The organism is Sphingomonas sp. RB1R13, from assembly GCF_036663775.1.
In the GTDB taxonomy this organism is placed as follows: domain Bacteria; phylum Pseudomonadota; class Alphaproteobacteria; order Sphingomonadales; family Sphingomonadaceae; genus Sphingomicrobium.
In genome coordinates this window covers 37,880-53,014 of the sequence record NZ_JAXOJM010000002.1, presented here as the reverse complement: position 1 = coordinate 53,014, position 15,135 = coordinate 37,880, and the positions used below count along the sequence as shown (strand labels likewise).

13 protein-coding genes are annotated in these 15,135 nt (G+C 65.1%); 8 read left to right on the top strand and 5 right to left on the bottom strand.

What is annotated here, in order from left to right; genetic code table 11:
- Positions 1-38 precede the first annotated feature (38 nt).
- The gene (locus U1700_RS06380; protein WP_332751237.1) at positions 39-1,919 is read right to left on the bottom strand and encodes a 2-oxoacid:acceptor oxidoreductase subunit alpha; all 1,881 of its coding nucleotides are present in this window, start codon (positions 1,917-1,919) and stop codon (positions 39-41) included.
- Positions 1,920-2,047: 128 nt separating this feature from the next.
- Here U1700_RS06380 and U1700_RS06375 point away from each other — a divergent pair, with 128 nt between their 5' ends.
- From U1700_RS06375 to U1700_RS06355, 5 genes are read left to right on the top strand one after another with little or no spacing between them, the layout of a single operon-like run.
- A complete protein-coding gene (locus U1700_RS06375) occupies positions 2,048-2,986 on the top strand; it encodes an alpha/beta hydrolase (RefSeq protein WP_332751235.1) in 939 nt (312 codons plus the stop codon).
- The gene (locus U1700_RS06370; RefSeq protein WP_332751233.1) at positions 2,983-3,453 is read left to right on the top strand and encodes an RNA pyrophosphohydrolase; all 471 of its coding nucleotides are present in this window, start codon (positions 2,983-2,985) and stop codon (positions 3,451-3,453) included. The genes U1700_RS06375 and U1700_RS06370 overlap by 4 nt, the downstream gene beginning before the upstream one ends.
- A gap of 41 nt (positions 3,454-3,494) precedes the next feature.
- The gene (locus U1700_RS06365; protein WP_332751231.1) at positions 3,495-4,703 is read left to right on the top strand and encodes a hydrolase; all 1,209 of its coding nucleotides are present in this window, start codon (positions 3,495-3,497) and stop codon (positions 4,701-4,703) included.
- Complete coding sequence (locus U1700_RS06360; protein WP_332751229.1) at positions 4,700-5,722, top strand: arginine N-succinyltransferase; 1,023 nt, start codon at positions 4,700-4,702, stop codon at positions 5,720-5,722. The genes U1700_RS06365 and U1700_RS06360 overlap by 4 nt, the downstream gene beginning before the upstream one ends.
- Positions 5,719-6,972 (top strand): N-succinylarginine dihydrolase, encoded by a 1,254-nt coding sequence (locus U1700_RS06355; protein WP_332751227.1) that lies wholly within the window; start codon positions 5,719-5,721, stop codon positions 6,970-6,972. Before U1700_RS06360 ends, U1700_RS06355 begins: the two co-directional genes overlap by 4 nt.
- A 357-nt stretch (positions 6,973-7,329) precedes the next feature.
- On the opposite strand, the gene U1700_RS06350 is transcribed toward U1700_RS06355, so the two are convergent.
- Positions 7,330-7,689, bottom strand: a complete 360-nt coding sequence (locus U1700_RS06350; RefSeq protein WP_332751225.1) for a hypothetical protein — start codon at positions 7,687-7,689, stop codon at positions 7,330-7,332.
- Between the two features lie 90 nt (positions 7,690-7,779).
- Positions 7,780-8,022 (bottom strand): hypothetical protein, encoded by a 243-nt coding sequence (locus U1700_RS06345; protein WP_332751223.1) that lies wholly within the window; start codon positions 8,020-8,022, stop codon positions 7,780-7,782.
- A 227-nt stretch (positions 8,023-8,249) separates the two neighbouring features.
- On the opposite strand from U1700_RS06345, the gene U1700_RS06340 reads away from it, so the two are divergent.
- A complete protein-coding gene (locus tag U1700_RS06340) occupies positions 8,250-8,435 on the top strand; it encodes a hypothetical protein (RefSeq protein WP_332751221.1) in 186 nt (61 codons plus the stop codon).
- A gap of 69 nt (positions 8,436-8,504) precedes the next feature.
- Here the strand turns inward: U1700_RS06340 and U1700_RS06335 are convergent, their stop codons facing one another.
- Entirely contained in the window at positions 8,505-11,036 is a 2,532-nt protein-coding gene (locus U1700_RS06335; protein ID WP_332751219.1) for a TonB-dependent receptor, read from the bottom strand.
- Between the two features lie 291 nt (positions 11,037-11,327).
- Positions 11,328-11,969, bottom strand: coding sequence for a GntR family transcriptional regulator (locus tag U1700_RS06330; RefSeq protein ID WP_332751217.1), 642 nt, complete (start codon positions 11,967-11,969; stop codon positions 11,328-11,330).
- 192 nt (positions 11,970-12,161) lie between these two features.
- On the opposite strand from U1700_RS06330, the gene U1700_RS06325 reads away from it, so the two are divergent.
- Positions 12,162-13,088 carry a hydroxymethylglutaryl-CoA lyase gene (locus U1700_RS06325; protein WP_332751215.1) on the top strand — a complete coding sequence of 309 codons (927 nt, stop codon included), beginning with the start codon at positions 12,162-12,164 and terminating at the stop codon, positions 13,086-13,088.
- A complete protein-coding gene (locus U1700_RS06320; protein ID WP_332751213.1) occupies positions 13,085-15,133 on the top strand; it encodes a hydantoinase/oxoprolinase family protein in 2,049 nt (682 codons plus the stop codon). The genes U1700_RS06325 and U1700_RS06320 overlap by 4 nt, the downstream gene beginning before the upstream one ends.
- Positions 15,134-15,135 lie beyond the last annotated feature (2 nt).

Below are 15,135 nucleotides of genomic sequence, written 5' to 3'. Positions count from 1 at the left end.
AGTCTTTCGTATCATGGCCGTCGTGGCTGTCATGCCCGTCATGCCAGCGCCGCGGTGATCGCCGCCTCGATCTCGGCGATGGTGAACGGCTGGCCGCTGACCTTGTTGAGCGGGCGCGCGTCGACCAGGAACAGGTCGCGAAGGATCGTCTTGAGCTGGCCCGTATTCATCTCGGGGACCAATATGCGCTCATAAGACTTGAGTAGGACAGACATATTTTTCGGCATCGGCGCGATATGGCGGATATGGATGTGCGAAACGTCCATCCCCGTGGCGCGAAGCCGGCGCACGGCTTGATGGATCGGGCCATAGGTCGAGCCCCAGCCGACGACCGCAAGCTTGCCCGAGGTGGTGCCGAGCATGACGTCCTGATCGGGGATCGAGTCGGCGATATTGGCGACCTTCTGCACGCGGGTGCGGGTCATTTCGGCATGGGCTTCGGGCGAGTAGTCGATGTTGCCTGAGCCCGGCGCTTTCTCGATTCCGCCGATGCGATGTTCGAGGCCGGGGGTGCCGGGCCTGATCCACGGGCGGGCGAGTTCGTCATTGCGGGCGTAGGGCATGACCTGCTCGCCGTCTGCCGGACGATCGGTGTGGAACGACACCGGGAAGGGCGCGTAGGTCGCCATGTCGGGGACCTTCCACGGCTCGGCGGCATTGGCGATATAGCCATCCGAAAGCAGCAGCACCGGGGTCATGTAGCGCACCGCGATCCGGCACGCCTCGATCGCGCAGTCGAACGCGTCGGACGGCGAGCGGCAGGCGATGACCGGGATCGGGGCATCGCCATTGCGGCCATAGACCGCCTGGTAGAGATCGGACTGCTCGGTCTTGGTCGGCAGGCCGGTCGAGGGGCCGCCGCGCTGCGAATTGACGATGACGAGCGGGAGTTCGGTGATGAAGGCCAGCCCCATCGCTTCGCCCTTGAGCGCGATGCCCGGACCCGACGAGGAAGTGATGCCGAGCTGGCCAGCGTAGCTGGCGCCGATCGCCGAGCAGATGGCGGCAATCTCGTCCTCCGCCTGGAAGGTGGTGATGCCATATTCCTTGAGGCGGCTGAGATGGTGCAGCAGCGGCGAGGCAGGGGTGATCGGGTAGGAGCCGAAGAACATCGGAAGGCCAGCAAGCTGGGCGCCCGCAACAAGCCCGACAGCGAGCGATTCGGCCCCGGTGACGGTACGGTAAAGCCCGGGCTCGGCGGGCGCGGCGGCGATGTGATGCTGGCGAACGCTGGCGCCCATCTCGATGGTTTCGCCATAGGCGTGGCCAGCGTTGAGCGCGGCGATATTGGCTTCGGCGAGCGTCGGGGCTTTCGCGAACTTGGTCGTCAGCCAATTGGTGATCGGCGCCCGGTCACGATCGAACATCCACAGCGCGAGGCCTAGTGTCCACATATTCTTGCAGCGCAGCGCCTCCTTGTTGCCGAGGCCGAAGGGTTTGACCGCGTCCATGGTCAGCTGGCTGATGTTGAACTTGACCAGCTGCCACCGGGCCAGGCTTTCGTCCTCGAGCGGGTTGCTGGTGTAGCCAGCCTTGGTCAGGTTCCGGGCTGTGAACTCGCCTTCGTCGGCGATGATCAGGCCGCCGTCGCGCAGCGCCTTGACGTTGGTCTTGAGCGCGGCGGGGTTCATCGCGACGAGCACGTCGGGCTGGTCCCCGGCGGTGTCGATCGCGGTCGAGCCGAAGTTGATCTGAAACGCCGAGACGCCGAAGGTCGTGCCCTGCGGCGCGCGGATCTCGGCCGGGAAGTCGGGGAAGGTGGCAAGGTCGTTGCCGGCGAGCGCGGTCGACAAGGTGAATTGCCCCCCGGTCAGCTGCATGCCGTCGCCACTGTCGCCGGCAAAGCGGACAACCATCGATTCCATTACCGGGTGCGCATAGGCTTCCTCGGGAGTGAGCAGGTGCGTCGCCGACGCCATGGGTCCTCGTCCTTTGATCTTTCGTTTGGGATATCGTTTAGGCGTGTGCGGCGGCGTGTTCCAGCGTTAAGCCCCTTGGGACCGGGAGTTGCAGCATTTATGCGTGTTCCATCGCCAGAGGAGAGAATGTGACCGAACCCTATATCCGTCCCGATGTGAAACTCCTCCTCCAATTAATGGCAGCATCGGGCCAGCCGCCGATCGAGGCGATGTCGCCGACGGATGCGCGGGCGATGCGCAAGGCGTCGAAGGTCGAAACCGAGCCGCCGTTGGGAGAACTGGGGCTGATCCGCGACCTGTCATGCCCGGGGCCGGCGGGGGCGATTGCGCTCAGACTGTTCGACGTTCGCGCTGAGCGAAGCCCGAGCGACGTGATTATGTTCACTCATGGCGGAGGGTTCGTCTTCGGCGATCTCGACAGTCATGCGTCGGTGTGCGCGGAAATCTCGCGCCAGATGGATTTGCCTGTGATTTCCGTCGATTACCGGCTTGCGCCCGAGGCCCCCTTCCCCGCCGCGCCCGACGACGCGCTGGCCGCAGCACGGTGGATCGCAGCGAACGGTGCGGCAACCGGGCGGGAGGCCAAGCGGTTGATCCTGATGGGGGACAGCGCAGGGGCGAATCTGGCGATCGTAACCGCAGTGGCGCTTCGCGATGCCCCGGCGGCGGTGCCGGTGGCGGCGACATGCCTGGTCTATCCGGTCACCGAAACCTGCCGCAACGAGGGCAGCGGTCACGACTTTGCCGAAGGATATTTCCTGACCCAGGCGGGGATGCACTGGTTCGACAGCCATTATCGCGCGCCCGACGACGACCCGCGGCGCAATCCGCTGGTCGCGGGACTTGCGGGATTGCCGCCGACGGTGATCATCACCGCCAGCCTCGACCCGTTGCGCGACCAGGGCCGGTCGCTGGCGGGCGAACTGGCCAGGGTCGGATGCGAGGTCGTTTATCTGGAGGCCAGGGGCACGATCCACGCCTTCTGGACGCTGCGCAAGTTGCTGCCGTCGTCGGCGGCCGATGTCGCGCAGACGCTGGCACATCTGAAGCTGATGGTGGCGGCATGAGCGGAGTCGACGGCTATCGCCGCGGGGTCGGGATCATGCTGCTCAACGGTGAGGGCAAGGTGTGGGTCGGTCGACGGATCGATTATACCGATGAAGCGTGGCAGATGCCGCAGGGCGGGATCGACAAGGGCGAGGCGCCGTGGGCAACCGCGCTGCGCGAGCTGGAGGAGGAGACCGGGATCGCACCCCATCTGGTCGAGCGGATCGCCGAATGTCCCGAGCGGTTGCGGTACGACTTGCCGCCCGAGCTTCGCGGCAAATTGTGGAAGGGCAAATGGAAAGGGCAGGACCAGGACTGGTATCTCTGCCGCTTCCTGGGGCGCGACAGCGATGTCGACATCGCGACCGCACATCCCGAATTCAACGCGTGGAAATGGGTCAAGCCGGCACAGCTGCCCGACCTGATCGTGCCGTTCAAGCGCGAAATGTATCGCGATTTGCTGCGGCATTTCGGGATGCATCTGTAGCGGGTGTGGCGTTGGCGCGCCGGGCGCGGTAGAGCCGGGCAATGGGCAATTTGACGCGTGAAGAGCAGGCTGCAGTCGAGGCGGCGATGGCGGCGCCGATGCTGGCCCAGGTCGAGGCGTGGGCGGGGATTAATTCGGGATCGCGCAATCTTGGCGGGCTGGCGGATGTGGCGGCGCTGTTGAGCGATGCGTTCGCAGGATTGCCCGGCGCGGTGACGATGGTCGATCCGGCGCCGGTCGATGCGGTCGATGCGGCGGGCAAGCGGTTCGACATTCAGCATGGGCGCAACCTGCATCTGGTGGTGCGGCCACAGGCGCCGGTGCAGCTTCTGCTGACCGGGCATATGGATACGGTGTTCGGGCTCGATCATCCGTTCCAGTCGCTGACATGGCTCGAGCCCGGCGTGCTCGGCGGGCCGGGGGTGGCCGACATGAAGGGCGGAATTGCGGTCATGCTGGCGGCGCTGAGCGCGTTCGAAGCGAGCGCCGGTGCGGGACGGCTGGGCTATGAAGTGATCATCAATTCCGATGAGGAAGTCGGATCGCCGGGGTCGGCCGGGCTGATCGCGATGGCGGCGCGGGGCAAGCGCGCGGCGTTGACCTATGAACCCGCCGCGCTGCCCGACGGGACGCTCGCCGGGGCGCGGCCGGGGAGCGGCAATTTCAGTTTCGTGATCGGCGGCAAGTCGGCGCATGCCGGGCGCAATCCCGAGGATGGGCGCAATGCCGTCGTCGCTGCGGCCGATCTGGCGCTGCGACTGGCCGAGGCGCGCGGGCCGAGCCTGTCGGTCAATGTCGCCAGGGTCGATGGCGGCGGGCCGAACAATGTCGTTCCGGACAATGCCGTGCTGCGGGTCAATTTGCGCCCGGCGACGCTAAAAGACCAGGCGCGGGCTCAAGCGCTGATCGATGCCGCCGTCGAACAGATCGCGGCCGAGCATGATGTGTCGATCCACGCCCATGGCGGGTTCGGGCGGCCGCCGAAGCCGATGACGCCAGAGGCCGAGATATTGTTCGGGCTGGTCAAGCAGGCTGGCGCCGACCTTGGCCAGTCGATCGGCTGGCAGCCGACCGGCGGGGTGTGCGACGGGAATAATATAGCCGCGTGCGGCGTGCCGGTGATCGACACGATGGGCGTGCGCGGGGGCAAGATTCACTCGATGGAGGAATATCTGATCGTGGAAAGTTTGGCCGAGCGCGCGGCGCTGTCGGCGGTGACCTTATTGCGGCTGGCGGGCGAAGCGCGATGAACCGCAATTTCCGCGTCCGCCCCGCGCATCCCGACGATTTCGCGTCGGTTTATGAAATGGCCAAGTTGACCGGGGGCGGCTTCACCAACCTGCCCGCCGACAAGAAGACATTGGTGGAGAAGATCGGCCGGTCGGACGACAGTTTCGCGCGCGAGGGTGAGGAGCAGGCCGGCGACCTGTACTTGTTCATGCTCGAGGATCCTGACCAAGAGGTTATTCGCGGCACCTGCCAGGTGTTCGGCGCGGTCGGGCTCGACCGGCCATTCTACAGCTATCGCATTTCGTCGCTGACCCAGCATAGCCAGGAATTGGGCAAGACATTTCGCAACGAAACGCTCAACCTGTCGACCGACCTTGAGGGTTCGTCAGAGGTCGGCGGGCTGTTCCTCCATCCCAATGAGCGCGCCGGCGGGCTGGGCATGCTGCTCGCGCGGAGCCGGTACCTGTTCATCCGCGAGCATCGGGCTCGGTTCGGGGACTGCACGCTGGCCGAGCTTCGCGGGGTGATGGACGAGAGCGGCAATTCGCCTTTCTGGGATGCGCTGGCGGGGCGCTTTTTCGGCCTGAGCTTCCCCGAGGCCGACGCCTTCAACGCGGTCAACGGCACCCAGTTCATCGCCGATTTGATGCCGCAGACACCGATCTACACTGCGATGCTCCCCGACACCGCGCGTGCCGTGCTTGGCCACCCGCATCCCACCGGGCGCGCGGCGCTGCGGATGCTGGAGGGAGAAGGGTTCAAGTTCGACCGCTACATCGACATTTTCGACGGCGGACCCACGGTCACGGCGGCGACCGATCAGATTCACACCATCCGCTCGGCGCGCGACTTTACCGTCAGCGCAATCGAGGATGGCGGCACGCATGAAGTGATCGCCTCGGCCGGGCGGTTGAAGCAGTTTGCCGCCTGCTATGCGCATATCAAACTGGCCGCCGACGACAGTGCGACGATCGATCCGGCGGCGGCGAAGCTGCTCGGGATCGGGGTCGGCGACCGCTTTGCGGCAGTGGCGCGATGAGCACGATGCGCGAGATCAACTTCGACGGGATCATCGGGCCCAGCCACAATTACGCCGGACTGAGCCTTGGCAACCTCGCCTCGGCGCGCAATGCCGGGGCAGTGTCGCAGCCGCGCAGCGCGGCGCTTCAGGGACTGGAAAAGATGCGCGCGAATTTGGCGCTGGGGCTGGTGCAGGGCCTGTTCGTGCCTCCGCCCCGGCCCGCGCGGGCGTGGCTGGCGAGCCTTGGCACGACGATCGAGGATGCCGATCCGGTCATCGCCGCCAACGCCATGTCGGCCTCGTCGATGTGGGCGGCCAATGCGGCGACGGTCTCGCCGGGGGCGGACACGCGCGACGGCAAATGCCACCTGACCGTCGCCAATTTGCGATCGATGCCGCATCGCAGCCACGAATGGGGCGCGACGATGGCGCAGTTGAAGATCGCCTTCGCGGACCCGGCATTTGCGGTCCACCGCCCCGTCCCCCCGGCATTCGGCGACGAGGGCGCGGCCAATCACATGCGGCTGACGGGCGCGCACGGCGAGCCCGGGCACGAACTGTTCGTCTATGGTGTGGCGGGTGGCCCCTTCCCGGCCCGCCAGCATCTCGAGGCATCGCGCGCGGTGGCGCGGCTGCACGGGCTCGATCCGGCGCGAACCCATTTCGTCGAACAGTCCGAAGCGGCAATCGCCGCGGGCGCGTTTCACAACGACGTGGTAGCGGTCGCCAACGAACGGCTGCTGTTCGCGCATGAGCAGGCGTTTGCGCGGCGCGATGAGGTGGCGGCGCTGTGCGCGGCAAACGGCTTTGAGCTGCTTGAGGTCGCGGTGGGCGAAGTCAGCCTGGCCGAGGCGATCTCCTCCTATCTGTTCAACGCCCAGCTGGTGACGCTGCCGACCGGCGAGCAGACGCTGATTGTGCCGAGCGAGGCGCAGGAGACGCCGAGCGTGTGGAACTGGCTGCAACGGCACCTGGCGTCGAACGGCGCGATCCGCCGGGTCGAGGTGGTCGATGTGCGCCAATCGATGGCCAATGGCGGCGGCCCGGCCTGCCTGCGCCTGCGCGTGGCGTGCGATCCGGCAACGGTCGACCCGCGTTTCCTGGTCGACAAGGCGAAGATCGATCGGCTGGCGGCGGTGGTCGGGCACCATTGGCCGGCCGAGATTGCCGTCGATGCGTTGCAGGATGCGGCGCTGATCAGCGATGTCGAGCGCGCCCGGTCGGCACTGCTGGATGCGCTCGACCTCACCGGCTCATTGTCGGGTTAATTGACATTTAACCTTGAAGCTTAACGCTAAAACGGCGGAACTGTGGGATTGGCACGGCGTTTGCTTAATAGATGTCGATGCGTTTACCTTCGAAATCGCGCGTGAAGCGCTGGTTCACAATCAAGACTCGCTTCGAGGCGTTCCTGGTCATTTACGCCATCGCGCTGGGCGCGGTCGAACGGGGACGAGTCTACATCGAAACCTATCACGGGGCCAACGGCTGGATCCTGGCGGCGGCAGCCACCGGGGTGGTTTTCGTGGGCGGTGCCAAGCTGCTCGATTCGGTGCGGCCAGTGCCCGTTCCGGTTCCGGGTCCGCTTCCAGTGAGGCGCGCGGCCCTCACCCCGGCGCGGCGCGTCAGTCGTAATCGACCCAGGTCACGCCCTTATCATTCCGGTTCAAGGTCAGCGATTTCACTTCGCAAAGATTGACCCCGGGCCAGGTCGCTTCGGTCGTATCTTCAAGCGTGACCTTCAGGTCGAACGCGCAATCGGGATCGCTGAATGCCGAGGTCGCCTTGCTTCCCTTGGCCGGCCGGGCCGGGCTCGCAACCAGCGGCAGCCAACTGTTGGTGCCCGTGCGGCGAATGTAGAGGTTAGAAATCATCTGGCCGGTGCCGTTGACCAGGTTAAGCCCGGCAGCGCCCTTGCCCGCGACGAGCGGCGCCGGCGCGACCAGTAGCGCGGTGACGATCAGGAAGCGGGGCAGCCGGTTCATGCCGCGAGCATAACGGTTCACGCGATAAAATTCAATTTAGGGCAAGGCGAGCGCCGACACTCCGTGGGGAACGCCGGCAATCAATGACGCTCAGGCAGCGCGGCGCGACACCCAGACCGGCTTCGAGCGGTGCGTCGAGGTGAACATCGCGCCCTGCCGATGGCTTTCGGCCAGTGGCAGCGCGGTCGAACAAAAGCCGCATTCGGCAAGCGAGCGCCCGACATACCAGTGCGTCCGCCCGCAACCGGGGCAATGATTGACTTCATTTTCGCGATAGACGGCGTGGTAGCCGCGCTTCGCGGGATCGAATTCCCGAAGGGTCGCAATCGACATGGCCGTTTCTCCACAGGCTTTGGACGTATAACCAGCGACGAGTCGTTCGGTTTCAGCGATGATCCGATTGAACCGATCTGTCACCCCGCTGCAACAGGCCTGTCCCGTTCCGAAACGGATCAGGTGCGCGGTGAAAAGTGGCGTCATTTAACGAATCGTTAGGCAAAGAGGCGCAAGTTCAACCTGACCAGCCGACAGCGAGCCGGCCGACAGCAGGGAGCACCCCCGTGGAATCGAACCAGCGTTACTATCTTCGCCGTGCTTCCGAGGAACGGACGGCCGCGCTTCGATCGATCACGCAGCAAGCCCGCGACTGGCACCTGAAACTCGCCGGCGACTTCGCCGAACGCGCCCGCGCCGTCGGTGCCGCCACGCCAATGCCATTCGCCACACCGATGGCGATGAGCGCCTGACCCTTGCCTGGTTGGCACTGAACTGGGGCAAGCAGCGACGCAACGCCGCCGCCGCCCCAAATCCCTTCCCTAGAATTTAACCCCCAGCTCCAGCCCGTAGAGGCGCCGCGCCCCGGGCGAGATGAACGACCCGCCAAATTCGATCGCGGGGATGACTTCGCTGAGGTATTTCTTGTCGAACACGTTGGTGCCGAAAGCGGTGACCTTCCACTGCCGTCCTTCCAGGCCGAGGCGAAGGTCAACCACGCCGAAGGCCTTGCGCCTGGCAATCTTGTAATTCGCATCGCCCACGAACGACGGCAGTTGAAGCGCCGAGATGGGCAGCAGCTGGCTGAAGATCGTCGACTTGGTCTGGTCCTGCACGGTGTGGAACCAGGTCGGCCCGGTAATTCGATAATCAGCGCGGAATAACAATTTCAGTCCGTTCGCGACCGGGATCTCGTTCTGGCTGCCCAGGTTGATCGTATAGTCAGGCGTGTAAGGCGACTTGTTGCCAACGGTATCGGGCCGCGAGCTGTTCTTCTTGATCTTTGAATCGGTAACGTTGAACGCGCCGGACAGCGTCCAGCCCTTGACGACGCGCGCATCGACACTGGCCTCAACCCCCTTCAGGTCGACCCGGTCGATGTTTGACACGACCCTGAGCAGGCCGAAGCCGCCGACGAAGAATTCGAAGAACTGCATGTCGCGGACCTGGGTGTAATAGCCCGCCACGCTATAGCGCACCGGCCCGACCCGGCCCTTGATCCCGGCTTCATAGGCGTTCGACCGCTCCTTGCGAAAGTCGTCGTTGATGAGGACGTTGGCGTTGATCGGCGCCACGTTGAAGTTCTGATTGACGATCGCCGCCGAGCCTTGATTGTTGAACCCGCCCGACTTGAAACCGACCCCCCAGTTGGCGAACAAATTGGTCTGTGGGGCAATTTCCAGCCGGGCGCTGATCTTGGGCTCGAGCTGCTTGTAGGTCCGGCTCTTCGACGGGATCGCGCCGCCCGTCTGTCCCGGATTGATCGGGCCACCAGCGAACGGATCGGTCGCCAGCGGCACCTGGTTGTCGACGTGCCGACGCTCTATGTCATAGCGCAGCGCGAGGCTGACATCGAAGGCGTTGCTCGGCTTCCAGTCGACCGACCCGAACCCGGCGTAGACATCGGTCTTGAACTTGTCGGCATAAAGCTGCGACGTCGGATTGCTGCTGCCGGGCGCATTGTACAGCTGCCTGGTCACGCCATTGCCGGTGTCGGCGCCAAGGCTGACCCCGGTGAGGCGGTCAATGTGCAAGGCATAGGCGCCGAGCTGCCAGCTGACGGGTCCGGGCGCGGTCGACGCCAAGCGGATTTCGCCGCTGAAATCCTTCTGATTGCGAAGCTGATATTGGGTGCCGTCGCAGGTCGTGGGCGAGTAGGCGCCGAAGGTCGATCCGTTGGCGGGCGCGAAAATAAACGGCACCGGGATGGCGCCGATGAAGCCGGGCGGATTGACCGGATATCCCGTCAGCGCCGCCGTCGAGGCGAAGCAGGCATTGACCGCAGGCTGCGCCGCCGGGTTCGACGCGAACAGATAGCGCGCGAAATCGGCCGAGGTGCCATCGGCGGTCAGGTCGTTCTTGACGTTGCTGTAGAGCCCCCAGGCGGTCAGCTTCACCCCGCCAAAATCATGGTCGAGCTTGAGCGACGCTTCGATTGTCCTCTGGTCGTTGGTCGGCTTTATGTTGGAATAATAATGGAATGGGTGATCGTTGACGTCCTCGTTGAACGCCCCGCCGAAAGCCGGCAGGTGGAACACTGAGTTGAAGTTGATCGAGGCGCCGTGATATTCCCCGTAGCGCAGCTTGGCATCAAGCTGGGTAGCATCACCCAATGCGGCCACGACGCGGCCGTTGATGTTCCATTCCTTGCGATTGTCGACCACTGTGGCGTTGAGGAAGGTGTTGCGGTAAAAGCCATTGGTGCGGCTGTAATCCCCCGCCAGCACAAAGCCGATGCCCGGTCCGATCGGCCCGGCGACATAGGCGTTGGCGGTCGCGGTGTTGACGTTGCCATAGCTCAGCGTGGCGCCGCCTTCGAAGTGATCGCCCGGCTTGAGCGTCTGCATGACAATCGCTCCGGCGGCGGCATTGCGGCCATAAAGCGCGCCCTGCGGCCCTTTGAGCACTTCGATCTGGCGCAGCGTGCCCTGCGATTGGTTGAGCACGGCATTGTTGGTCTTGAGGATTCCGTCGACCACCAGCGCGACCGAACTCTCGGCATCACGCGCGCTGTTGATCCCGCGAATGTTGATCTGGTTGTCGCCGGCCTCGGCGGTGCTGGCGACGATCGTCACCCCGGGGGTCAGCTTGGCGAAATCCTGCGCGCGCTGGATATTGGCATTGGCGATCGTCCTGGCGTCGAACGCGGTGATCGATGCCGGCACCTTGCTGAGCGATTCATTGACCCGCCGCGCCGTGACCACAATCTCACCATTGCCGTCAGCGGCCGGGTCGGCGGCGACCGGGGCGACCGCGACCGGCGCGCGATCGGCGGTTTGCGCCTTGGCCGGCGTGATCGCCAATGCGCCCATCGACGTGCCGGCAAGCAGCAGGATCATTCTGGTGGCAAGCATCGTGGTAACCCCCTTGTTTTAGCAATCAGACGAGCACGTTGGCCCCGCTTTTACGGTCAATAACAAAGTGTCGTGCCCCAGTTCTCCAAACGCTATTGTACACAAGTTGAAGCGTCAAGGTCATATTCGGCGCTACACATTTTCGTTGAGCGATAGTGCACGGAGCGCACACTGTCCCGACCGGGGAGCGATGGAACCACCAAATCGGACTAGATGTATACATTGTTTTGGACGCAGTTTTCTGAGCGCTAAAGCCCTGGTCACCCGCGCGCCGCTTACAAACGCCGCTGATCAGCCTGGCTGTTCCGTGCGGAACACGTGGAAGGCGCGTCGAATGTGCGACGTCATCACGGCCCGCGCCCATTCCCGGTCTCGCGCTTCCAAGGCAGCGACGATTTCGACATGCTCGGCCAGGCTGCGGCGCAACTGGTCGCCATCGTAGCGCAGCGCGGTCCGGTGGACGATCGGCTGCAGCACCAGCCGGTTGATCATCTGCCCAAGTCGGTCCGATGCTGCAGCCTGGATGATCAATCCGTGAAACTGGCGGTTGGCGAGCAGGAACGTATCGACGTCGGGCAGCGACCGGTCGATCGCGGCGTCGATCGTGGCGACGTTGCGATGGAGCGCGGCGAGCATGTCGGGGGTGACGCGCTCGGCCGCCTGCGCCGCGGCATGGCCCTCCAGCATCGTGCGCAGCGTGAACAGCTCCTCGATATCGTCGATTGACCAGTTGCTGACGAACGACCGCTGGCTGTCGCTGCGCTGGATGAACATCTCGGCTTCGAGCCGGTGCATCGCGTCGCGCACCGGGGTTCGCGACACGCCGCAAATCTCGGCAAGCTCTTCCTCCTTTAGCTGGACGCCCGGCGCCAGCTTGCCGGTGAGTATTCGGGCCTTGATCTCGTCATAGGCGCGGTCGCTTGCTCTCGACATGCACTTCCCTTGCTGGCCCCGCGCGCGGTTTCGATTGACCAAGACCGATCCCGCACGACATTGCGGATGATCCGATAGCGCGCAAGCTGGATCAGATAATGGCGCCGCCCTGGCATGTCCTGCCTTGCAAAATGTGTACAGTAGGGCAATGTGCGTGGCAAGGCGCGGCTTCCACCCGGCTCGAGAGTGACCATGCGAACCATCGAAATCGTCGAAGTTTCCCCTCGCGACGGGCTCCAGAACGAAACCGAGATCCTGTCGGTCGACCATAAGGTCATGCTCGTGAAATCGGTCATTGCCGCAGGCGCCCGGCGGATCGAGGTGGCTAGCTTCGTCAATCCCGCCCGGGTGCCGCAGATGGCCGATGCCGAGGCGGTCGTCGCCGGCTTGCCTGATGCGCAACTTGTATACATTGGGTTGGTCCTCAACCATCGCGGCGCCGCTCGCGCGCTCGCCACCAAGGTTCACGAACTGGGCGCCGTGTGCGTCACCACCGACACCTTCGCGATGCGCAACCAGGGCCAGACGAGCACCCAGTCGATCGACATCGCGTGCGACATCGTCGGCCTGGCCCGCGCCGCCGGTCGCCGCGGCCAGATCACCATCGCTGCCGCCTTCGGCTGTCCGTTCGAAGGCGTGGTGTCGCCCGACCGGGTCGTCGCCATGGCCCGCCAGGCCGCCGCCAGCGGCGCGGTCGAAGTCGCGCTGGCCGACACCATCGGGGTCGCCGTCCCGGCCGAGGTCACCGCGCTCGTCACGCGCGTCCGTGCTGAAATCGCCCCGCTGCCGGTCCGCGTCCACCTCCACAACACCCGCAACACCGGGCTCGCCAACATGTGGGCCGCGGTCGAGGCGGGCGCCGCGACGATCGACTCGTCGCTCGGCGGGCTTGGCGGCTGCCCGTTCGCTCCCGGCGCGGCGGGCAACATCCCGACCGAGGATGTCGTCTACCTGCTCGAACGGTCGGGCATCGCTACCGGGCTCGACCTCGACGCGCTGATCGACGCGGCGAAGTGGCTGACCCCGATCATGGGGCGTCCGCTGCCGGGCATGGTTTCCAAGGCGGGGCGCTTTCCGCCGTCCCTGCCGCCTATCGTCAAAAAGGGTGAATACGCATGAGCTATCGTCTGGGCGTCGATGTCGGCGGGACCTTCACCGATCTGTTGCTGCTGGAGGAGGAATCGGGGCGTTTCTGGCGGCACAAGACTCCGTCGACGCCCGCCGACAGTTCGGTCGGCATCCTCGACGGCGTAGCAGCGGTGTGCGCCAAGGCGAACGTCACACCGGCCGATGTCGAGGTCTTCCTCCACGGCACGACGGTTGCGACCAACGCCATGCTCGAGGGCAAGGGCGCGCGGGTCGGGCTGATCGTCACCCAGGGGTATCGCCAAGTCATGCAGATCGCGCGCAGCTTCGTCCCCGGGGGCCTTGCCGGGTGGATCATCTGGCCCAAGCCCGAACCGCTCGCCGCGTTGATCGACACGCTCGAAGTGGCCGGGCGCATGGATGCCCATGGCCGCGAGCTTCGCCCGATCGACGATGACGGCATCCGCGCCGCGCTGGCCCAGCTTCGCGACCAGGGCGTCGAGGCGATCACCGTCTCGCTGATCAACGCCTATCTCAACGGCGCGCACGAGAAGCGGGTGGGCGAACTGGCGGCCGAAGTCTGCCCCGACCTGCCCGTCTCGCTCAGCCACGAAGTCCTGCCCGAAATGCAGGAATACGAACGCACGCTGACGACCGTCGCCAACGCTGCGGTCCGGCCGATCGTCGGCAATTATGTCCGCAACCTGCGCACCAAGTTGCGCAGCGCGGGGATGGCCGGAAAGCTTGCCTTGCTGCGCTCCGACGGCGGGCTGATGAGCAGCGAAAAAGCCGAGGCGCACCCAGTGTCGCTGCTGATGTCGGGACCGGCCGGCGGCGTGACCGGCGCGCTGTGGGTCGGCAAGAACAGCGGCCTTCGCAACATCTTGACGCTCGACGTCGGGGGCACCTCGACCGACGTCGCGCTGATCGAAAATCTGGAGCCGCGTCGGGCGCGCACCACCGAGGTCGGCCATCTGTCGGTCCGCGCCTCATCGCTCGACGTGAAGACCGTGGGCGCCGGGGGCGGGTCGATCGCCTACGTCCCCGAACTGACCAGGGCACTTCGCGTCGGCCCGCAGTCGGCGGGCGCAGTGCCGGGCCCGGTCGCCTATGGCAAGGGCGGGACCCAGCCGACCGTGACCGACGCCAATGTCGTGCTCGGCTATCTTCCCGAATCCTTGCTCGGCGGCACCTTCAAGCTCGACCGCAACGGCGCCAAGGCGGCGGTCCAGACAATCGCCGACGCGCTCGGCATCGGCCTGATGGAGGCGGCGCGCGGAATCATCGACATCGTCAACGAGAATATGTTTGGCGCGCTGCGCATGATTTCTGTCCAGCAGGGTTATGATCCGCGCGATTTCGCACTGATGGGATTTGGCGGTGCGGGACCACTCCATGTCAATTCGGTCGCGCGGCTGATGGGCAGCTGGCCGGCGGTGTCGCCGGTGTCGCCCGGGGTGTTGTGCGCGCTGGGCGATGCGACGACGCGGATGCGGACCGAAACCGCGCGCAGTTTCTCGCGCCGCTTCGCCGACACCGATGAGGCCGAGGTGATGACGATCCTCGACGAGATGGCAACCCAGACCCGCGACGAATTGAAGGCCGACGGGATTGCGGATGGCGACATCACCAGCCTGTTCGAAATCGACGTTCGCTATGAAGGCCAGGCGTTCGAAGTCCCACTGTCGATCGACGCCGAGACAATTCGCCGCGACGGGCTGGCCGGGATCACCAGCCGCTTCGATATCGAGCACAAGCGCCTGTTCACCTTCAACATGACCAGTCCCCACGAGCTGGTGAATTTGCGCGCCGTCGCACTGGGTATTGCACTCGACCTGCCTGCGGCGACCTTGCCCGTTGGCGATGGCGACCCGGCGCAGGCCAAGCTTCGCGATCACCAGTTGTGGATGGACGGCGGCACCCACGCGGCAGTGATCTACGACCGCGCGCTGCTCGAGCAGGGCGATGTCATTCCCGGCCCCGCGATCGTGGTCGAGATGGATTCGACGACCCTGATCGAACGGGACTGCATCGGCACCGTCGATGCCGTCGGCAACATCCTCATCACCCTCGCCTGAAG